The organism is Streptococcus sanguinis, from assembly GCF_019929145.1.
GTDB lineage: Bacteria > Bacillota > Bacilli > Lactobacillales > Streptococcaceae > Streptococcus > Streptococcus sanguinis_U.
Genome location: NZ_JAHZOW010000001.1, coordinates 814,986 through 836,354 on the forward strand (window position 1 = coordinate 814,986; position 21,369 = coordinate 836,354).

The 21,369-nt window shown below is 40.2% G+C and carries 24 protein-coding genes and 2 pseudogenes; all 26 read right to left on the reverse strand.

What is annotated here, in order from left to right; genetic code table 11:
• Positions 1-114: 114 nt before the first annotated feature.
• Positions 115-1,635: an ABC transporter permease/substrate-binding protein gene (locus tag K1I94_RS03950; RefSeq protein ID WP_223314483.1), complete on the reverse strand. Its 1,521-nt coding sequence runs from the start codon at positions 1,633-1,635 to the stop codon at positions 115-117.
• Positions 1,628-2,356: an ATP-binding cassette domain-containing protein gene (locus K1I94_RS03955; RefSeq protein WP_004191489.1), complete on the reverse strand. Its 729-nt coding sequence runs from the start codon at positions 2,354-2,356 to the stop codon at positions 1,628-1,630. The genes K1I94_RS03950 and K1I94_RS03955 overlap by 8 nt, the downstream gene beginning before the upstream one ends.
• 14 nt (positions 2,357-2,370) lie before the next feature.
• Positions 2,371-3,135 (reverse strand): nuclear transport factor 2 family protein, encoded by a 765-nt coding sequence (locus K1I94_RS03960; protein WP_223314484.1) that lies wholly within the window; start codon positions 3,133-3,135, stop codon positions 2,371-2,373.
• 3 nt (positions 3,136-3,138) lie between these two features.
• Positions 3,139-3,576 carry a MarR family winged helix-turn-helix transcriptional regulator gene (locus K1I94_RS03965; protein WP_223314485.1) on the reverse strand — a complete coding sequence of 146 codons (438 nt, stop codon included), beginning with the start codon at positions 3,574-3,576 and terminating at the stop codon, positions 3,139-3,141.
• 172 nt (positions 3,577-3,748) lie between these two features.
• On the reverse strand, positions 3,749-4,528 hold the full coding sequence (locus K1I94_RS03970; protein WP_223314486.1) for an L-threonylcarbamoyladenylate synthase: 780 nt from the start codon (positions 4,526-4,528) through the stop codon (positions 3,749-3,751).
• Between the two features lie 99 nt (positions 4,529-4,627).
• Positions 4,628-5,218: a 3-isopropylmalate dehydratase small subunit gene (gene leuD / locus K1I94_RS03975; RefSeq protein ID WP_002897735.1), complete on the reverse strand. Its 591-nt coding sequence runs from the start codon at positions 5,216-5,218 to the stop codon at positions 4,628-4,630.
• A 9-nt stretch (positions 5,219-5,227) separates the two neighbouring features.
• Positions 5,228-6,610, reverse strand: coding sequence for a 3-isopropylmalate dehydratase large subunit (gene leuC / locus K1I94_RS03980; protein ID WP_002933988.1), 1,383 nt, complete (start codon positions 6,608-6,610; stop codon positions 5,228-5,230).
• 1 nt (position 6,611) lies between these two features.
• Positions 6,612-6,878, reverse strand: coding sequence for a DUF1294 domain-containing protein (locus tag K1I94_RS03985; protein ID WP_223314487.1), 267 nt, complete (start codon positions 6,876-6,878; stop codon positions 6,612-6,614).
• Complete coding sequence (gene leuB, locus K1I94_RS03990; RefSeq protein ID WP_223314488.1) at positions 6,875-7,912, reverse strand: 3-isopropylmalate dehydrogenase; 1,038 nt, start codon at positions 7,910-7,912, stop codon at positions 6,875-6,877. Before leuB ends, K1I94_RS03985 begins: the two co-directional genes overlap by 4 nt.
• 12 nt (positions 7,913-7,924) lie before the next feature.
• A complete protein-coding gene (locus K1I94_RS03995; RefSeq protein WP_223314714.1) occupies positions 7,925-9,493 on the reverse strand; it encodes a 2-isopropylmalate synthase in 1,569 nt (522 codons plus the stop codon).
• A 522-nt stretch (positions 9,494-10,015) separates the two neighbouring features.
• Positions 10,016-10,327 (reverse strand): hypothetical protein, encoded by a 312-nt coding sequence (locus K1I94_RS04000; RefSeq protein ID WP_002900541.1) that lies wholly within the window; start codon positions 10,325-10,327, stop codon positions 10,016-10,018.
• Positions 10,328-10,338: 11 nt separating this feature from the next.
• The gene (locus K1I94_RS04005) at positions 10,339-10,650 is read right to left on the reverse strand and encodes a hypothetical protein (RefSeq protein WP_002900542.1); all 312 of its coding nucleotides are present in this window, start codon (positions 10,648-10,650) and stop codon (positions 10,339-10,341) included.
• Positions 10,634-12,409 (reverse strand): annotated as a pseudogene (locus tag K1I94_RS04010) (DUF2974 domain-containing protein). The gene K1I94_RS04005 and the pseudogene K1I94_RS04010 overlap by 17 nt, the downstream one beginning before the upstream one ends.
• Entirely contained in the window at positions 12,402-12,839 is a 438-nt protein-coding gene (locus tag K1I94_RS04015; protein WP_223314489.1) for a hypothetical protein, read from the reverse strand. The pseudogene K1I94_RS04010 and the gene K1I94_RS04015 overlap by 8 nt, the downstream one beginning before the upstream one ends.
• A 139-nt stretch (positions 12,840-12,978) precedes the next feature.
• Positions 12,979-13,437: a hypothetical protein gene (locus K1I94_RS04020; RefSeq protein ID WP_223314490.1), complete on the reverse strand. Its 459-nt coding sequence runs from the start codon at positions 13,435-13,437 to the stop codon at positions 12,979-12,981.
• Between the two features lie 139 nt (positions 13,438-13,576).
• Positions 13,577-14,014, reverse strand: coding sequence for a hypothetical protein (locus K1I94_RS04025; RefSeq protein WP_223314491.1), 438 nt, complete (start codon positions 14,012-14,014; stop codon positions 13,577-13,579).
• 150 nt (positions 14,015-14,164) lie between these two features.
• Positions 14,165-14,599, reverse strand: coding sequence for a hypothetical protein (locus K1I94_RS04030; RefSeq protein ID WP_223314492.1), 435 nt, complete (start codon positions 14,597-14,599; stop codon positions 14,165-14,167).
• Between the two features lie 146 nt (positions 14,600-14,745).
• The gene (locus K1I94_RS04035; RefSeq protein ID WP_223314493.1) at positions 14,746-15,201 is read right to left on the reverse strand and encodes a hypothetical protein; all 456 of its coding nucleotides are present in this window, start codon (positions 15,199-15,201) and stop codon (positions 14,746-14,748) included.
• A 143-nt stretch (positions 15,202-15,344) separates the two neighbouring features.
• Entirely contained in the window at positions 15,345-15,782 is a 438-nt protein-coding gene (locus K1I94_RS04040; RefSeq protein ID WP_223314494.1) for a hypothetical protein, read from the reverse strand.
• A gap of 142 nt (positions 15,783-15,924) precedes the next feature.
• Positions 15,925-16,359, reverse strand: a complete 435-nt coding sequence (locus tag K1I94_RS04045; RefSeq protein ID WP_061592838.1) for a hypothetical protein — start codon at positions 16,357-16,359, stop codon at positions 15,925-15,927.
• 150 nt (positions 16,360-16,509) lie between these two features.
• Positions 16,510-16,935: a hypothetical protein gene (locus K1I94_RS04050; protein ID WP_223314495.1), complete on the reverse strand. Its 426-nt coding sequence runs from the start codon at positions 16,933-16,935 to the stop codon at positions 16,510-16,512.
• Between the two features lie 136 nt (positions 16,936-17,071).
• Positions 17,072-18,079: a hypothetical protein gene (locus tag K1I94_RS04055; protein ID WP_317627931.1), complete on the reverse strand. Its 1,008-nt coding sequence runs from the start codon at positions 18,077-18,079 to the stop codon at positions 17,072-17,074.
• A 228-nt stretch (positions 18,080-18,307) separates the two neighbouring features.
• Positions 18,308-19,006, reverse strand: coding sequence for a TipC family immunity protein (locus K1I94_RS04060; protein WP_223314497.1), 699 nt, complete (start codon positions 19,004-19,006; stop codon positions 18,308-18,310).
• 106 nt (positions 19,007-19,112) lie between these two features.
• Positions 19,113-19,769, reverse strand: coding sequence for a hypothetical protein (locus tag K1I94_RS04065; protein ID WP_223314498.1), 657 nt, complete (start codon positions 19,767-19,769; stop codon positions 19,113-19,115).
• Between the two features lie 134 nt (positions 19,770-19,903).
• Positions 19,904-20,573, reverse strand: a pseudogene (locus K1I94_RS04070) (hypothetical protein).
• Between the two features lie 82 nt (positions 20,574-20,655).
• Positions 20,656-21,324, reverse strand: a complete 669-nt coding sequence (locus K1I94_RS04075; RefSeq protein WP_009660317.1) for a YoaK family protein — start codon at positions 21,322-21,324, stop codon at positions 20,656-20,658.
• Positions 21,325-21,369 lie beyond the last annotated feature (45 nt).

Sequence of the window (21,369 nt, forward strand, 5' to 3'; positions counted from 1 at the left end):
AAAATGAATGAAGATTTCCTGACTAAGAGATAGACACATCTCCTTCAATCCGTATTCTGTCTATCCACAAGTAAGCAAAAAAGCTAGACCTTATAAGTCTAACTCTTTTACTTCTTATTTTTTTAGAAGTCCTTCCTTAACCAGATAATCACGCGCAACAGCTTCCGCTTTTTTGCCTTCAATGCCAACTTGATAATTCATCTGACTCATCTGGCTTTCCGTAATTTTACCAGCCAGCTTATTGAGAACACCTTCCAATTCAGGGTGTTTTTCTAACAATTCAGCCTTCAGGAGAGGTGCCCCTTGATAAGGAGGGAAAAGGTGCTTATCGTCTTCTAAAACTTGTAAATCATAACGCGCAAGTTCTGCGTCAGTCGAATAGGCATCCGTGATTTGAATATCACCCGACTGGATAGCTTGGTAGCGAAGGGCTGGTTCCATGGTTGACACATTGAGATTCAGTCCATAGACAGATTGAAGTCCCTTGTTTCCATCTTCACGGTCGTTAAATTCCAAGGTAAACCCAGCCTTGAGCTTGTCTTGGACTGCTTTAAGATCAGAGATGGTTTTAAGATTGTATTCTTTGGCGACACTCTTAGGTACAGCAATAGCATAGGTATTTTGATAAGCCATGTGATTGAGCAAGACTAGATTGTCCTGTTTTTTGATTCCATCACGTGCTGCTTCAAAAACTTCTTCAGCATCATTGCTGACCTTTGGAGCAGGCTGCAAGAGGGTTCCAGTAATCGTACCGGTAAACTCAGGATAGATATCAATATCGCCTTTCTTTAAAGCCTGATAAAGGAAGTCGGTTTTACCAAAGTTTGGTTTGACCGTAACAGTCATATCCGTATTTTCCTCGATGAGGAGTTTATACATATTCATAAGAATTTCTGGTTCTGGACCTAATTTCCCAGCAATAACCAGATGATCCTCCTCCTGTTTCGGTAGCAAACTTGGCGTATAAGAAGCGCCAAGTCCGAGCATTAAGACTGCAAAAGCTGTAAATACCGTCCGAAGCTTAGCCTTTTCCATCCATTTAAGAAGACTGTTGAAAAGAATAGCCAAAACTGCGGATGAAATTGCTCCAATCAAGATCAGACTGGCATTGCGACGGTCAATTCCTAGAAGGATAAAAGAACCTAGTCCGCCAGCTCCAACAAGTGCTGCTAGAGTTGCTGTTCCGATAACCATTACCGTTGCCGTCCGAACTCCTGACACGATGACGGGCATAGCTAGAGGCAGTTCAAACTTTTTGAGTCGCTCCCACTTGGTCATCCCAAAGGCGATTCCAGCTTCTTCTAAACTAGGATCAATCCCATTCAAAGCAGTGACAGTATTTTCTAAAATCGGGAAAATAGCGTAGATCACCAGGGCAGTCAGTGCCGGAAGTGTGCCAATCCCCATGAGGGGGATAAAGAGTCCCAGCAAGGCCATTGAAGGAATGGTTTGAAAAATCCCTGCAATTTGCAGTACCCAATTGGCTGCTTTTTTATGACTATGGAGATAAATAGCGAGCGGAATGGTCAAGAAGATGGCCACCAGTAAGGTCAGAAGAGACAGCTGGAGATGTTGCCCTAAGGCTGCCAACCATTCGCCAAAGCGCTCCTGAAAGGTAGAAAACAAATTAGCCATGTTGAACACCTCCAAACAAATCTGCTACAAAGCTGGTCGCAGGTGCAGATAAGATTTCCTCAGGTGTCGCCACTTGACGAATCTCTCCTTCCTGCAGAACAGCAATCCGATTCCCCAATTTCAAGGCCTCGTCCGTATCATGAGTCACAAAGATTGTCGTCATCCCAAACTGGTCATGGATACTCTTGGTCAAGCTCTGCAATTGCTTACGCGAGATGGCATCAAGAGCAGAAAAAGGCTCGTCCATCAGCAGGATTTTGGGTTGGGCGATAATGGCACGGACAATACCCACCCGCTGCTGCTCACCACCAGACAGCTCGCTCGGCATACGCTGGGCATAGTCATCAGCAGGCAAGCCTACTAGCTCCAACAATTCATCAGTCTTCTGCTGAATATCTGCCTTGCTCCATCCTTTCATTTCAGGAATGAGAGCGATATTTTCAGCCACCGTTAGATTTGGAAAAAGAGCAATCGCTTGTAAGACATAGCCTGTAGAAAGGCGTAGCTCACGCTCATCATAGTCCTTGATCCGCTTATCATCCATATAGATATTGCCATCTGTTGGCTCTAAAAGGCGGTTGATCATCTTGAGCATGGTTGTCTTACCGGACCCAGAAGGACCCACTAAAACCATAAATTCACCATCCTCAATCTGTAAGTTGACATCTCTCAAGACATCCTTCTCTGTATAGCCTAGCGCTACATTTTTATATTCAATCATTCTTTGTCCTCAATTTAAAACTTCCCTCGATTCGTCAAGTCTTCTACCTTAGGCATGACTTCTTTGTTGTCCCAATGCTCTACAATCAATCCATTCTCTAAACGGAAGATGTCATACTGGGCATAAGCCACCCCATCTATCTGAGTCTGTCCATAGCTAACCACATAGTTTCCTTGTCCCAAAAGCTGGAAAACAAAGTCAAAAGTAAGCCCGTGCTCTGCAACATAGTTTTTATAAGCCTGACTTCCTTGGCCAATCTCGTGATTATGCTGAATCAAATCTTCTGCCACATAATCACTCCACTGCTCTAGCTCCCCATTTTGGAAAATTTCTGTCAAGAAACGACGAACGGTTTTTTTATTTGCTACTGTCTTGTCCAAATCCGTGATTTCAAAATCTCCAAAGATCTGGTCTAACTGTCCATTTTCTGGAGCGCGGTAGTAGTCAATCACATCCCAATGCTCCACGATGCGACCATTCTCATCAGAACGGAAAGTATCCGTCGTCACCCATTGAGCTTCCCCGCCATTGAGATATTGATGGACATGGACAAAGACTAGATTACCATCCTCAATGGTGCGAACAATCTTCATCTCACGCTCGGGATGGCGCTCAAAGAAATTTGCAAAGAAAGCCGCAAACCCTTCTTTCCCATCTGGCACACCTGTCGAGTGTTGAATGTAGGTATCCCCTACAGACTGAGTTTGAGCCTCGGCAACACGCCCATCTTGAATGGCATGAATGTATAAATTTTGTGCATTTTCAACTTGTTTTGACATGATTTATGCCTCTTTTTCTTTTAAATTTGCTAAGATGCGTTCCTGATAACTTTCAAACTGGCGAATTTCTTCCTCTGAGAAGCCTTTATAAAAAATAGCATCCAGTTTTTGACTGATACGATGGCCAACTTCTTTTTGGGACCAACCTTGCTCTGTCAACTTGACATATTTTTTTCGCTTGTCTAAACCACACTGACTAAAGCTCACCAAACCCTGTTCTTCCAGCTTTTTCAGCATAGTCGTCAGCGTATTATTGGCAAGTCCTGTCGCCAGCGCAATGTCTGTCGCCGTCGCGCAGCCCGTTTCACTATTCCATAAAACTGTGAGAATCTTGCCCTGTTCACTGCGATAAAGGGCTTCAGTATCTTGATTCAGTAACTTTTGAAAAATCCGCCCATTCAACAAACGAATATGATAGGCTATTAAATGACTGTCTTTCATACTTTCTCCCAATTTATTTCTATATCGAATCTTTTTTGTTAATTGTAACATCTAGAATTACATCTGTCAAGGATTTTGTTCTGTTTCGAAATAATTTTAAACTGAATAAAGATTATAAACTAAAAAGCCCAGTGTAAAGAGGCGACTCCTACACTGAGCTTATTTTTTTATCTTAGTAATATTCACCCTGACGGTAATCCCATGAGTTAAAGGTATCAGACAGGTGCATCATGATTTTGTCGATGTCCAAGCCTTTGCGGATGACCACTGGTGCTGGTGAGATGGAACGTTGCCCACCTTGTTCTGGAATCAGTTTTCCATCTTTATCCACCATAGAGACCATAACGCCTTGCTCGTAGCGAGTTTCAATGGTCTTGTCTGGCTGGATTGAGGCTACATAGTCATCTGCTTCAATGACGAGGTCAACAGCATTTTCGATGCGCTCGCCAATTCCTTCAACCTTGCCACGGTTTCCTTTACCGGATGGGTTGGCTGAGGAAGCATAGACCATCTTGCCTTCTTCCCAAAGCTTAGCTGCCAGCTGCTCGCCCGCCTTACCAAACTTAATAACAAAACAGCTAGTGCCACGAACATCTGTCATCAGCTCTTCCCGACCGTCGCCAAATGCCTTGAGCTTTTCAAAAGCTTCTGGCTTCCATGGTAGGATACAGCCCAAGAGGATGTCTTCATCCCAATGCTTTTGATAAAAAGCTTCAATTTCCGGATTCAGCTGAGCCAAAGCACGGAGCTCATCCATACTGCCACAGAGGACAACACCTGGCTTATTACGGTTACGATCCTTAGCTTCGAACTTACGCTCCAAGCCAGCCTTATCGCTGGTCATGATGATGTAACCCACCTTGGTCGGGCAAACGATACAGCCGCCATCGCCTTTCAGGATGTCATAACCTTCTTGTGAAAGCTGTCCGTTCCATTGAATGTGTTTTGTCATAAGTTTCTTCCTTTTCTATTAAATTAAGATTTATTTTACCATATATTTTTATCGGAGACAAGGTTTTTTCAGAATTTTCTCAATATAGCAAAAATGAGGTTACTGCCAATAAGATGGACGATTTTTTTCATATTCTGCAATCAAATCCTCATACTGAAGCGTAATGCCGATATCATCCAGACCGTTGAGGAGCTTATGTTTCCATTCTCCATCAATGTCAAAGGAGAATTCTCCCACTGGTGAAAAAATCTTCTGCTGCTCCAAATCCACCGTCACTTGATCCGTCGGCTTCAGGTTAGCCAAGGCTTGCCGCACTTCCAGTGGCTGGACGATAGGCAGCATACCGTTGTTTAGTTCGTTATTGTAGTGAATATCCCCGAAAGATCCGGCAATAACTACCTTAAAACCATAGTCAGCCAAGGCCCAAGCAGCGTGCTCGCGAGAGGAACCGGCTCCGAAATTGTCCCCTGTAATCAGAATAGTCGCCTTGCGGTACTCCGGTCTATTAAAGACGAAATCAGGATCTTCCGTGTACTGATTGTCCAGATAACGCCACGCATACATGAGGTACTTGCCAAAGCCTTTTTTATCAATCAACTTGAGAAATTGCTTGGGTAAAATTTGGTCTGTATCGATATTATCGTTCATGAGGGGCACTGTTGTCCCCGTGTAAATTGTAAATTTTTCCATAAACCTTCCTTACTGGACCTCCGGTAGCTGGCGGACGTCTACAAAGCGCCCGGCAATGGCTGCCGCTGCTGCCATGGCTGGACTGCAAAGATGAGTCTTAGCGCCAAATCCCTGACGATCCTCAAAGTTCCGATTACTGGTCGAGGCACAGTGGACTCCGTCTGGCACCTTATCTGGATTCATTCCCAGGCACATGGAACAACCCGGATCGCGCCATTCAAAGCCTGCATCCATGAAAATTTTATCCAGTCCCATCTTTTCAGCAGCCCTCTTGACCGGACGAGAGCCTGGCACGACGATAGCTGTTAGATTGGGAGCAATGTGTTTGCCAGCGACAAACTTAGCTGCAAGCTGCAAGTCGCTGAGTCTGGCATTGGTGCAAGAGCCGATAAAGATATAACCAAGATCAATATCTTCTGCTTTCTTACCAGGGGCGAGGTCCATGTAATTATAGGCCCGCTCGTCGTTCATATCACGTATTTCTGGGAAAGCCGCGCCAAACTCTACTCCCATAGAAGGATTGGTTCCCCAAGTCACCATAGGTGCCAGCTGGGAGACATCAATCTCAATGACCTTATCATAGACAGCATCAGGATCACTGACCAGAGTCTTCCAATCGGCTACCGCCGCCTCAAAGTCCTTTGGAGCGCCCGGCCGCCCTTGAACATAATCATAAGTCTTCTGGTCGGGGTTCATAATGCCCATCTTAGAGCCAAACTCAATGGACATATTGCAGATGGTCATGCGCTCTTCCATGGTCAGATGATCAATCGCATCACCAGCATACTCGACCACATGACCAACACCAGCGGCCACACCATATCGGGCAATCAGAGCGAGGATAAAGTCCTTGGAATAGACACCTTTAGGTGGCACCCCAGTAAATTTGACCAGCATTTTCTTAGGCTTGACTTGCCAAATGGTCTGCGTGGCAAAAACGTGCTCCACCTCCGAAGTACCAATTCCAAAAGCAATAGCTCCAAAAGCTCCATGAGTAGCCGTGTGACTATCACCGCAGACGATGAATTTGCCCGGCTGAGTCTTGCCCGTTTCGGGTCCAACCATATGGACAATACCCTGCAATTCCGATCCATGAGCCGCATGCTCGATGCCAAAATCCTTGACATTCTCAGAAAGTTTATCAATCTGAGCCTTGGAAATCACATCTCGGATATCATAGATATTGACCGTAGGAACATTATGGTCAAATGTTCCAAAGGTCAAATCCGGCCGTCTAACTTTGCGCCCTGCATCTCGAAGGCCCTGAAAAGCCTGAGGGCTGGTCACTTCATGAATATAATGCTGATCCACATACATAAGCTGGGGCTGGCCTTCTTCACCTGTTATCAGATGCCTTTCCCAAAGCTTATCAAAAATCGATTTTCCAGCCATACTAGCTTCTCCATATGTAATATAAAATTCCGATTTCCACTATTATTCCGCCAATCCAAGCCAACCAGAAATACCATTTTCTGGTCTTGTGATGAAAGAGGCGACCGCCTAATAAAGCGCCCAAACCTCCGGCTGCCAAAGCTGACAGGAGCAAGGTTTTCTCTGGAATGCGGTAGTGATTTTTCCTAGCCTTACTCTTATCCCAGCCATAAAGCAAGAAAACGACAAGGTTCCATAGCAGGCAAATACCTGTTAATATCCAATTCATAAGTTATTAATAATTGCCTCCGTCATTTGAGCTGTCCCTGCCTGACCGCCAAGATCTCGGGTTAAAATACCCTGAGCCAAAGTCTTCTCAACCGCTGCTTCAATCGCTTCTGCAGCTTCTAGCTCTGTAAAACTATCCCGCAGCATCATGGCTACAGAAAGGATCATACTGATAGGATTGGCAATACCCTGCCCCGCAATATCTGGAGCCGATCCATGAATAGGCTCGTAAAGACTTGGCCCAGCAGCCGAATGACTGGCTGAGGGCATAACTCCCAGCGTTCCTGATAGGACACTGGACTCGTCTGATAGAATATCCCCGAAGAGATTTTCCGTTACTACAACGTCAAACTTAGCAGGATTGGTAATCATGAGCATAGCAGCACTGTCCACCAGTTGGTGCTCCAAGGTCACATCTGGATAATCCTTGGCCACCTCATCTGCCACTCTGCGCCAGAGTTTGGATGTTGCTAACACATTTTGCTTGTCAATACTGGTCACGCGCTTTCTGCGACCACGCGCAATGTCAAAGGCCTTACGGACAATTCGCTCCACCTCTTCATAGCTGTAGTCGTTGATATCGCGCGCAGATTTATCCTCCAAAATATGCTCGCCAAAGTAAATCCCACCAGTCAGCTCACGCACGACCACGAAGTCCACGCCAGCAATTCGCTCTGCTTTCAAAGGTGACAAATGCTTCAAAGAATCGAAAATCTTAACTGGGCGGATATTGGCATAGAGTTCAAGCTCCTTCCGCAGAGCGAGCAAACCTTGCTCAGGACGAACCGGTGCATTATCATACTGGGGACTGCCGATAGCTGCTAGGAGAATAGCATCCGCCTTCTTGGCTACTGCCAGAGTTGACTGAGGCAGAGGATGACCTTCCGCATCAATACCAGCACCCCCAAAAGCCTTCTTCGTGATATGATAAGTAAAACCGAACTTATCCGCAACAGCAGCCAGTACTTGGAGACCCGCTTGCATGATTTCTGGGCCAATTCCATCACCCGCCAGAGCTACAATTTCTTTTGTCATAGTCGCTTCCTTCTAATTATTTGCAGGCAGATCGCGGTAGGATACCTGGTGGCCGATTTCACCCGCATTTTCCTTTTGCACAAAGGTATTGGCATGGATATAGGCAATGGCGCTGGCCTTAAGAACATCAAAGTCAATACCAGAGGAGTTGAAAATTGTATCTGTATCCGTATTTTCAACAGCTACCAAAACACGAGCCTGAGAGTCAATACCGTCCGTTACTGCCTCGATATTATAAGATAAAAGCTGAACAGACTGGTTAAAGAATTGGTCAATGGCATTGAAGATGGCTTCGACGCTTCCCTTGCCTTCCGCCACACAGCTGACCGTCTCTCCGTCGCCATTAACCAGCTGCACATCAGCTGTGATGGTATGGTCGTCATTGGTCGTGAGCTGCAGATCATCAAAGTGGAAGCCTTCAGGATTTTCGACCGTCGTTCCAGCAATCAGAGCCCGAATATCAGCGTCCGTGACTTCATTTTTCTTATCAGCCAAGACCTTAAATTTAGCAAAGAGAGCATTAATTTCAGATTCCGCAAAGTCCAGAGCTAGTTCTTTAAGTTTTTCGACAAAGGCATGGCGGCCAGACAGTTTACCAAGCGGCAGTGAATTGCTCTTGACTCCAACCAGCTCAGGTGTAATGATTTCATAGGTCAGTGGATTCTTAAGAACACCATCTTGATGGATACCGGACTCATGAGAGAAGGCATTGCCACCAACGACCGCCTTGTTCTTAGGCACTGGAATACCTGAGAAACGGGACACCAGCTCAGAAGTGTTAATAGTTTCATTAAGGACAATGTCTGTCTCAACCTGATAATAGTCCTGGCGAATCTCTAAGGCAACTGCTACTTCTTCCAATGCTACATTTCCAGCCCGCTCACCGATTCCATTGATAGTTCCCTGAACACGACCAGCACCGTGCTTGATAGCCGTCAAAGTATTGGCCGTTGCCATACCAAGGTCATCATGACAATGAACACCAAATACCACCTTATGATCAGAAGTCACATTTGCCACTAGGTAGTCGAAAATATTTGCAAACTCTTCTGGAGTAGTAAAGCCGACTGTATCTGGAATATTGATATAAGTCGCACCTGCATCCACTGCTGTTTGTACCACCTGAAAAAGGAAATCCAGCTCTGTTCTTGTCGCATCCTCTGGTGAAAACTCGACTATATCGAACTTGGAGCGCGCGTAGGAGACATGCTCTTTCACAGCTTCTAAAATCTCTTCCTTGGACTTTTTCAGCTTAAACTCTCTGTGAATAGGACTGGTCGCAATGAAGACATGAATCTGTGGATACTTGGCATCCTTGAGCGCTTCATAGCAGGCGTCAATATCGGACTTGACCAAACGCGCCAGCCCAGTAACAGAAGCTTTTGTGATGACTTTAGCAATCTCCTGCACCGCCGCAAAAGAATCTGGACTCGCAGCAGGAAAACCAGCTTCAATGACTGAAATACCCCACTTCTCTAACTGCTTAGCAATAGCCACCTTCTCCTTGATAGAGAAATTCACTCCTGGTGTCTGCTCGCCATCCCGGAGGCTGGTATCAAAAAACTCAACTTTGCGTGTCATAGACAACTCCTTTTCTAAGATACATAGACCATTTAGGAAAAAATCTTCCCCAACTTCTAGGTCGTGTTCAATGACTGAGACAGTATGAGACAAATTGATTTCAGAAAAATCAAGATGCATTCCCACTCCCGTCGCTCCTTTAGAAACCATTTCTTCCTCATCAGAATTTGAGGTAAGATAGGTGAAATAAAAAACATCTCACTTGAGGAACAAGCGAGATGTTGATTTACTCCCGCTTGGTAAGCCAAACAGGACTAATGCTTTTGCACTAGCCCGAGTAACGCAACAACAAAGCAAAGTTTGAAGATTGGGTTGACTTCATGTTTGACTAACTCCTTTTTGAGATGGTTTCTTATTGTTTAGTATTTTAACACAGTATCATAAACCTGTCAAGAAAAAGTCGATATTTTCTGAAAATTTTTAATATACTGGATTATTTTGGGGGATTTAAAACTGTAAATACGAGAAAAAGGAAGTGAGGTAACTTTGCTTCTTCTATTTTTTCAGGAATCGTAACATAGTTTATTTACTCACTTCATCCAGCTTATTCTGAAAGCGTCTGTTCTCCTGATAGCGAGCTTCTAGAACATCGTCTATGCGCTTTTTGTATTGCTGATGGTATTGTTCCAGATTATCCTCTATTTGAAAAATATAAGGTTGAGCCGCTGTCAAAGGAACCTCTCTACATGCATAAGAAATTGCCTCTAAGAGTTTGTTCGTCTCTCTGTCAAACTTATAGTAGTATGTATCTAAGTCTGTCTCTACTCGCTCAAACTCACGCATTTTTAGAGCATGTTCATCTTCCAGTTCCTGAAGCTTCTTTTTATCCAGCATTGCCTCACCTCCTATCCCTTAATCGGGCTATCCAAAGAAGGCATCTGCATCGTCTGAGTTAGATGAGTTTCAGCAGCTTGCGCTGCCTTCCCTTCAAATCCACCCTTAATATCATTGACATAGTTAGTAGAAGCATAATTTTTCATATCCAAAGCCGCCGCCTGTAGCTGAGCTGCCAGATCTAATCCTTTTGCAAGGATAAGCAGCTCTTTGGCCACTATCAAAGCCTTGATAGCCTGCCTCTCCTGCTCCTTCATCTTTTCTTTAAACTGTCTCTCTAACTCCACTCTAGTTACGAGCGCATCATCATTTGGTATAAGCATTTTCAATACCCCTCCATGTTCCTTTCACATCTGCTAAGAGATTATTGAAATCCTCAGCTTGCTGAGTATCAACTGCTGCAAAATCTCCACTAGCTCTAACCAAAGTCATTCCTAACTGTTTAATCTCTGTCAGGAAGCCTTTCGCGGATGTGTTCGTATTTGTTTCAACCGAATCGTCCCAGTAGTGCTTTATATCGAAATCAATCAATAAACTCTCCACTTCTGAGTCGCTCAAATAAGTAGCAAGGCCAGCTGCCTCTGTTCTTGCGTCATTAATTATCTTTTGGACAGATTCCTTGGCATCCGACAATAAAGTTTTGACATGCTTAACTTTATCTTCTATTTCAAAGATAGCCAACTGAGCTGCAGTCTGAAGGAGACGAGCACGAACCAAAATTCTATCTTCTCCTGTAAGATTGCCATTTCCAAGCTGTTTCTGATAGCTTGGAATCATCTTCTTGTCCCACTTAATCGACTCTCTACGCGCTTCATCAATGATTGCTTGATAATCCCGCTTAAATTCATAGAAAGCAGATGTAGAAATACCTGCACGCGCAAAATTTGCTGTTCCAAAAGAAGAAACGTCAACAACAGCATTCATGAATTTTATCGCCTCATCATCAGTCAAACCTTGCATACGAAGCAAATCTAAAAATTTCGCTTCTAATCTCGCAAGCTTCTCCCCTGCTCTCAGAAGTTCTGGATGAAAATCTTCTGAAGCGACTAAAAATCCCCCCTTGCCGTCTGCCTGAAAAACACCAAAATCATGAGCACTATCAGACATAAAGTCAAAGCGAGTATAATGAAGAGGCACAACTATATGAGCTGTTCCCAATTCCTTACGAGTTGGCTTTTCTCCAGGTTTCTCTAAATTATAGATTGTATTCTCACGATTGAGCATACTAACAATATCAAAAGGATTGACATAGTATTCTAGTTTTGCGCTAATCGCTTTAATCCTATCATCATCAACTCCCATTTTTTTCAAACTATCGGTAGTATCCGGTCCATCGAAAAGAACGACCTTTCCAATTTTATCAAATTCTTGTTGGCTCAGATTAGCTATTCCTTGAACTGTCACCATCGTCCCCAGCGAGTGGGCTGTAAGATCCATCGTAGCTTGGGGAGCTTTCTCGCTCATTTCTGCAATGGTGGCTTTCATTCCCTCTGTTGCTAGTCTAGCCTGAGGTATATGCGAATCAAATAAAGCAAAATTAGCATCATTAATAAGCCAGTCATTCAGATTTAAAGGCTTAATTCCTTCTTTCTTAACTCTCTCAGTATTGAAACCATCACTACCTCGAATAGCCATATAAGTATGCTTTGTATCCTTACCTAAGGTCGGTGTATCTGTTAGAAAATATGCATTAAAGCCAACTCTCTCATTAGTTAAACGACCTTTCTGGTAAGGTCCTAAACCTGCTTTCTCTTTATAATCAGCAATTTTCTTATCATTATCATCCAAAAAGGGTAAATCCAATCCCTTTTCAACATGCAAATCTGGATCTGGCTGCAGGTAAACTTTCCCATCATTATCGAGTTTCTTACCTCCAGGGGTGATTTCTGTTATCTTCCCATCTTCATCTCTTACATAAGCATCATTTGAGAAATCAAATTCTAGAGAGCCGCCATTATCTAATATTTTTTGATTATCTTTCAATTGAGACTCATAGGGGAATCTAATTGGTCTTCCATGGTAAGAAGATTAAGCTAAATCTGCATAAAAATTATCAAAGTTTTTTAAATTGCTATTACTCAAAAAGTTCACCCCCAATACGTAAAGGACTACCAATTCCAATAGAATTAATTAGAATTTTTTCATCTTCAATTCTAATAATAACACTCCAGCTTGATTTTGCCATATTATTAAAGCCTCCATAAACCTGAACAATATCACCTCGACCTTGAGGCGTTCCATTTCCTATCTGATCCCATTGTGTTTGATCCCAATCAATTTGAACAGTTTCTATCTTAGGATTCAAAGACTTAATATACTCCTCAATATCTTTCTTATGTTTTTTGAGATAAGCTAGCTGTTGTTCACGCGAATCTTGCTCTTTCTTTTTCTCCCGCTTAACTCCGTCTGTAAACAAATTTTGATTTTGAACTGTCATGATTGTCCCTCCAATAACTAGAGTAACGGCTATCGCTACAATTGATAGAGTAGCTATTTTGCCTTTTTTCACCATTTGTCCTCCTTGTGAATAGAAGTTACTATTGTTATATCATGAAAGCATAAAAATACTTTTGAAAAGCATTCTGTGAAGTATGAAATTTACTGACTGCGCTAAATCTCCATAAAAATTATCAAATGGTTTTAAATTGCTGTTACTCATATAAGAACCAACCTCCATCTCTTAAAATTCTTATCGGCTGCATTTCATAAATAACTAGCTTATCAGGAACTTCATTTGAATCGTAGTTTAAAGGGATTCCTAATGTAAATTCAGTGTCTTTGTTATTATTTATTCTACCATCCAAGGTCAAAATATATCCACCACCTTGTGGGGTGCCATTCCCTATGTCTTCGACCTTCATACTGTCCCAATTAAACTGAACACTTTCAACCTTAGGATTCAAAGCTTTAACAAAGTCGGTCAACTCTTCTTCATGCCTTTTGAGATAAGCAAGTTGTTTTTTACGCGGATCTTGCTCTTCCTTTTGCTCCTGCTTAGTTCCGTGTGTAAACAAATTTTTATTTTGAACTGTCAGAATCGTTCCTCCTACGACTAGAGCAGAGATTAGCGCTACGATAGATAGAGTCGCTATTTTGCCTTTTTTCACCATTTGTCCTCCTTGTAAATAGAAGCTACTATTATTGTATCATGAATGCATTAAAAAAATACTTTTGAAAAGTATTCCGTAAAATATGAAATTTACAAACTGCGCTAAATTTGCGTAGAAATTATCAAATGTTTTTAAATTACTATTGCTCAAAAAGCTCACCTCTTAGACTTAATCCATTACTTAGTCCCATATAGTGTAAATCGGCTTTCCCATCCTTTATGGGAATTGTAACATTCCAACCAGATTCTTCAATATTATTAAATGTTCCATAAACATCAATAATATCACCTCCGCCTTGCGGTGTTCCATTTCCTATCTGATCCCATTGTGTTTGTTCCCAATCAATTTGAACTGATTCTATCTTTGAATTTTGAGATTTCACAAACTCCTTAATCTCTTCTTCATGTTTCTTAAGATAAGCCAGCTGCTTTTCATGCGGATCTTGCTCTTCCTTTTTCTCCTGCTTGGTTCTATCTGTAAACAAATCTTTATTTTGAACTATTATAATTGCACCTTCTATGACTAGAGAAGCCATTACTGCTACCACAGATAGAATCGCTATTTGTTTTTGTTTCATCTTCTAGCCTCCTTGTGCATAATAATAAGTTACTATTATTATATCATGAATGCATTAAAAAAATACTTTTGAAAAGTATTCTCGTTAAATTAGAAATTGGCTGACTGTGCTAAATCAGCATAAAAATTATCAAAGTTTTTTAAATTGCTATTACTCAAAAAGTTCACCTCCTAATCTTATACCATTGCTGATACTCATGCTTTCTAAATCAACTTTCCCATCTTTGATTTCTATTAGAACATTCCAGTCTGAATCTTTTAAATTATTAAATTCACCAAATATACTCACAACTTCCCCTCCACCTTGTGGGGTTCCATTTCCAACATCTTCCCAGCGCGTTTGATTCCAATCAATTTGAACTGATTCTATCTTTGAATTTTGAGATTTCACAAACTCCTTAATCTCTTCTTCATGCTTTTTAAGATAAGCAAGCTGTTTTTCATGTGGGTCTTGCTCTTCCTTTCTCTCCTGCTTGGTTCCGTCTGTAAACAATTTTTTATTTTGAACTGTCATGAATGTCCCTCCAATAACTAGAGTAGCGGTTATCGCTACAATTGATAGAGTAGCTATTTTGCCTTTTTTCACCGTTTGTCCTCCTTATAAATAGAAGTTACTATTATTATATCATGAATGCATTAAAAAAATACTTTTGAAAAGTATTCTCGTTAAATTAGAAATTGACTGACCGCGCTAAATCAGCGTAAAAATTATCAAATGTTTTTAAATTACTATTACTCATATTTGTCCCATCCCCCATTTTTTAATACACTAGGTGGATTTAGCATTCCAATTAAATCTATCGAAGGGATAGCATTCTCATTTTCTAGCGGAAAATCTACTGTAAAATCAGAATCTTTTATATGATTGAAAGTTCCTTTCAACGATAGATTAAAACCCGCTCCTTGAGGAGTCCCATTCCCTATCTCTTCAACAATTAAACTATCCCAAATAAGCTGAACTGATTCAATCTTTGGATTTTTAGACTTTACAAACTCTATAATTTCCTCCTCATGCTCTTTCAAATAATCCAATTGCTTTTCATGCGGATCTTGCTCTTCCTTTCTCTCCTGCTTGGTTCCGTCTGTAAACAAATTTTTATTTTGAACTGTCATGATTGTCCCTCCAATAACTAGAGTAGCGGTTAGCTCTACGATTGATAGAGTAGCTATTTTTCTTTTTTTCACCATTTGTCCTCCTTAAGAATAGAAGTTACTATTATCATATCATGAATGCATTAAAAAAATACTTTTGAAAAGTATTCTAGTTAAATTAGAAATTGGCTGATTGCGCCAAATCTGCATAAAGATTGTCAAATGTTTTTAAATTGCTATTACTCAAATGGTTTCCCTCCAATCCCTAGACCATTTACTAAGGTCATAGAGTCTAAGTCAATCTTTTCGTCTTCTACATTTACCATTACATGCCAGCCGGAATCCTCAATATTATTAAAAGTCCCATAAATATCTATAATATCACCTCCACCTTGGGGTGTTCCATTCCCTATCTGGTCCCATTGTGTTTGATCCCAATCAATTTGAACCGAGTCTATCTTTGGATTTTGAGATTTTACAAACTCCTTAATCTCTTCTTCATGTTCCTTCAAGTAAGCCAACTGCTTTTCACGTGGATCTTGCTCTTTCTTTTTCTCCTGTGTAGTTCTATTTGTAAACAAACTTTTATTTTGAACTGACATAATCGTCCCTCCTATGACTAGTGTAGCAGTTAGCGCTACGATTGATAGAGTAGCTATTTTGCCTTTTTTCACCATTTGTCCTCCTTATAAATAGAAGTTACTATTATTATATCATGAATGCATTAAAAAAATACTTTTGAAAAGTATTCCGTAAAATATGAAATTTACAAACTGCGCTAAATCTGCATAAAAATTATCAAAGTTTTTTAAATTGCTGTTACTCAAACAAATCACCTCCTATACTTAAAGGGCTAACTATTCCAATAGTATCAATTAGAACTTTTTCATTTTCAATATCAATTACAACACTCCAGCTTGATTTTTCTATATTATTAAAGCCTCCATAAAGCTGAATAATATCCCCTCCTCCTTGCGGTGTTCCATTTCCTATCTGATCCCATTGTGTTTGATCCCAATCAATTTGAACAGTTTCTATCTTAGGATTCAAAGACTTAATATAATCCTCAATATCCTTCTTGTGCTTTTTAAGATAAGCTAACTGTGTTTCATGCGGATCTTGCTCTTTCTTTTTCTCCTGCTTAGTTCCATGTGTAAACAAATTTTTATTTTGAACTGTCATAATTGTCCCTCCTATGACCAGAGAAGCTATTACTGCTACCACAGATAGAATCGCTATTTGTTTTTGTTTCATCTTCTAGCCTCCTTGTGCATAATAATAAGTTACTATTATTATATCATGAATGCATTAAAAAAATACTTTTGAAAAGTATTCTCGTTAAATTAGAAATTGACTGACCGCGCTAAATCAGCGTAAAAATTATCAAATGGTTTTAAATTGCTGTTACTCATAAATTCTACCACCTACTCGCAATGGGCTTCCTTGCGTCATAGTATCAAAAATAATTTTTTCATTTTTAATTCTAAACATAACCTGCCATGTCGATCCTTCTATGTTATTGAATCCTCCTCCAACTATCACAACCTCACCTCCTCCTTGAGGCGTTCCATTTCCAACTTCTTCCCACATGGTTTCATTCCAATCTATTTGAACCGATTCTATCTTTGAATTTTGAGATTTTACAAACTCCTTAATCTCTTCTTCATGTTTCTTAAGATAAGCCAGCTGCTTTTCATGCGGATCTTGCTCTTTCTTTTTCTCCTGCTTAGTTCCATGTATAAGCAAATTTCTATTTTGGACTATTATAGTTGCACCTATAAATACAAGTATCAGTGATGCTACAAATAACGTACTTTTGATAGTCTTCATCTCAAATCATCCTTTCAACTACTGACATTATTATAGCATGGATAGGTTGACAGCCTCATTCTCATACTTATTATTAAACTCCAAAGTAAAAGAATCATCATAAAATATTCCCTATAAACATGCTAATCATTGCTTTCTATGTAAGTTTTCTTTTTTCTAATACTTTCAAATATTTAGTTTTTTTAAATTGCCCAGACAGAAGCAAGAGTAAGAAACAATACCATATCACAATCGTCAAAAATAAAAGTAGGAAACCGCCAAATAGAAGAAAAAGCCAAGAAAAAACAGCTGCGATCAAGGCAAAGAGGAAAATGAGAGCATAGGTTTTTAGACCATTGGATTTTTGAGTAGCAAAATAATCTCTGGGCATCTCATAAGGCACTACTTCAACTACTGATTTTTCCCTTCTATTTTTAAACTGGTAAAGAGCCAGTAAAAGCATGAAAATGAAGGAAAAAAGTAAAGGGAACAAGCCTCGTACAGTCAGATTCTCAGTTAATTCATACAAGCCATAAGAAAAAACAGCACCTGGTAGAAAAATCATTGGAAAAGGCACACTTTTCCCTACAAAAAGCTCATTTCGCTTAATATCATAAAACACAGTCCTTTTGACATTTCCTTGATCTGCTCCAAATTCGATAAAATCAGTCAGCTTCCTAGTAACTGCCAATGCTGACTTTGGTTCTTCATGCACCTCATCTTCAATGATCTCTAACTGACCAAAAGTATTCAGCCTCCAAGAATCTTCCTTAGGCAAAGGGGGTATTTTCCCTTCAAGATGTTCTTGAATAAAATGCTGGAATTGACGGTTCTTCCACTTACTTCCAATCAACTTCAATGTTACTTTTTGACCACTGCCATTTGGGGTCAATGCTTCTCCTACAATAAATAAAGGCCATTCATAACTACCGCGATAAATGTGTCTGTTCTTACCGAAGTAAAATGTAACCGAAGAAAGAGGAAAGCGATAGCATTTAAAACTTCGGAAAACAAGCAAGTCTTGGCCATCAAGCTCTATTCTCCCCATAAAAGCAAAAGCCATCCATCCTACTGTAATTAATAAAACAACTGACCCTGAGAAATATAAAAAATTTGCCAACAAATTACCATCTAAAAAGAGGTTAAAAAAACTTACGATAATCATTAAGCTGAAAATACTAATCAGAGCAATTCCTTTTAGTGTATATATCGCAATCGATGTTTTCTTTCTCAATTCTGCTCCCTCTCTAATACTTCTACAAATACTATTTTGCTCATTAGAATCCTACAAGGGTTACATCGCCTCTGATAATTCAACTTTGAATCGAAAAGGCATATAACTTTTTTAAAGTGAAAATACTTATTAAATTCTGTCTGGTTTAGAATAGCCTATTCACTCTTTCCCTATTGTTTCAGAGTACTTCACTTTTAAATTCCCCATTTTTTCTTTGGAATAGCGCTGACTTCCCTCTTTAAACCAAATATCTAGAAAATAGGTGTAGAGAATTTGATCAGATTTTTCTGCCAACCAAGCCTGATCAATATCATAATCCTTCAGATAGTCCAAAATCTCCTCTTTTGACACTAGACTCTTACGTGGAGGCTCCTCCCCTCCAATAGAGCGATAAATTTCATCTGCTGTCCTGACATAGCCCCTATTTTTAGATTCATTAATAAAAGCTTGAACAGTAAAATCCGAAACTTTGGAGAAAGCAATGGAGACATTTTGTTTAACGAAACCGTTCTCATATACATAGTCAATGTTGAGATAAGTATCTCCTGATAACTTTTTACTATATAGAACAGCAAGCAAACCATCGGAATTGATATATAGCTGCAAATCTTCATCATCTGCCAAACTAGGTTTTTCCCGATGATAATATATCCAGGCCGGCTCACCTACATATGCCGTATTACTTTCTATAATCTTACTCATGACTGGCAAACCAAGAATATTTTTGTAATGAACGCTCGCATAATAGATTTCATCAATTGGATTTTTTAGTGAGTCATAGTCCCGATATCTTAGAAAACCAAAGACACAGCTACCTACTACAAGGAGGGTGAAGAGACTTAGGATAATTTTTTTCATATTAGTTTGCTCCTTTTATGATCAAATCATTGTATTGTATCTCCTAATACCATTAGGGCCGGAAGAAGCAGAAAAATAAGTATCTATCTTTCATCCTATCCTCCTCTCACTTCTCTTCCTTAAATATCACTTTCCCCTGTTCATACTTTCGCACTGCTAAGAGCCAGCGGATAGGGTTGTTTTGGAATAAGAAAAGATACAACAAGGCAGGAAAGAGACCTATCAATAATGAAAATAAAATTTGTGCATCAAATTTCTCCTGCCTTATAAATGAATTTACAATATTTGGTATGGTAGCAATTCCTATAAATGCTAAAAATATAAGTATTAACTGTACTATTAGAAAAACTATCATCTTCCCAAACGTCGCTTTTTTCTCACTAAAATTTTCCCAGAACAGATTTGAATCAACAGCTTTCGCAAACTGTTGAGAACTTGCCCCTTGAACCTGTTTCACCTCTTTATACAAGGCCTCTTCCATCATCCATATAAAGCCAAAGCAGACAAAGAACTGGGCAACGATATAAGGCGGAACCATCCAGCTGCTATATCGAAAACCTGAAAATGCAGGTATAGCTACTAATCCTCCGATAATACCCAAAAAAACAAAAGCAAACATCAAAGGAATAATGGCCCTATTAGAGTTCCTTGCACCTTCTGTATTTAAGAGGGCACTCTTATCTGCTACAAGAGCTTCTCTCGTTCGCGTGTTATAGTAAACGGCCTTATCACCGCTCTGTCCAATAAAAATTATTTTTCTCATATAAAATCACCACAGTTTCCACCAATCACTATAATCAGAAACTTCAATTTTTATCATAGATCGTTGATAAAACATCATAAACCACTGTTCCTACCCATGCACCAAATAAGGTCTCAATAGCATAAGTATGAAACCTATTGTTTCTCCTCTTCTTCTGCAAATATCACTTTCCCTTGTTCATACTTTCGCACAGCTAAGAGCCAGCGGATAGGGTTGTTTTGGAATAAGAAAAGATAAAAAACTGCTGGTAGTATTCCTATTAAGGGCGAAGTTATTATCTGCAATTCAAATGGAGCTTTCCTTTCAAATGAATCAATAATACCTGGAATAAAAGCAATGAATGTTATTACCGTTGCAAAAAGCAATAACAGAATAACAGCTAAAAAGGCCAAAAACTTTCCTATCGAAGCCTTTTTGACGTCAAAATTTTCCCAAAACAAGTTCGAATCTACTGCCTTTGCAAATTGTTGTTTAGTGGCTCCTCGAACATATTTAACGTTTTTATATAGAGCAATCTCTAACATCCACATGCTACCAAAAAACACAAACATTAATCCAGTAATGAAAAACTTTGTCATTCCGCTGTTGTATCGAAAACCTGAAAATGTAGGTATAGCTACTAATCCTCCAATAATACCCAAAAAAACAAAAGCAAACATCAAAGGAATAATGGCCCTATTAGACTTCCTTGCTCCTTCTGTATTTAAGAGAGCACTCTTATCGGCTACCAGAGCTTCTTTTGTTCGCGTGTTTATAGTAGACAGCTTCACCACCGCTCTGTCCAATAAAAATTATTTTTCTCATATTCTCTTATATTTCTACTTCTTTCTATAATTTCACAATATCACTTCTTAAGGCACTTCGTTTCTAAGAAGAATATACACCCTCATCTCCTCATATACTGAATTCCTCGGAAAAGGAGAAAGGCTGTTAAAATCAGGGAAACAAGCCAGATGGTCTTCAAGAGGTAAAACTGAATCAGATAGGTAGAGATGATGGCTCCGACAACAAAGCTTGCCAATAGGGCAACAAAGAAAAGACCTTCTTTCAAATCTTTCCCTTTCTTGTTTCGAGCATAGTTACCAAAAGCTACCATGGTTTTCTTGATATTCCCCGTCATAAAGGAGTTGTTATAAACAATGCCATCCACCTCGCCAAAAGCCGTCGCAACCAGGCCCATGCAGAAAGCCAGTGGCGGCACGATATAGAGATGGGGCACATTTGCTGGCAAAAATCCAGCGACAGCTGTCGTCAATATCAAAGGAAAAACGCTGGACAGTCTGCGCCAAGAATGCTCAAAATGATGCTGAAAAACGGTCATCAGAAAAATACCCAGCATAAAGGCCAACATAGTTGCTAATTTCACTTCGATTCCTCTTGTCTCTTGATTGATGAGTTCAACCGAAAGGAAAACGACATTTCCCGTCTGACCTGCCACCAAGGTGCCTCCCCTCTCAATGAAAGTATAGGCATCGATAAATCCTGCACAAAAGGTCAAGAGGCAGGCAAAAAATTTTGAACGAGAGTGAAACTCTCTTTTTACAAATTGTTTCATAAACCACCTACAAAATAAGGGAGTGACCAGACTCCGAAAATCATA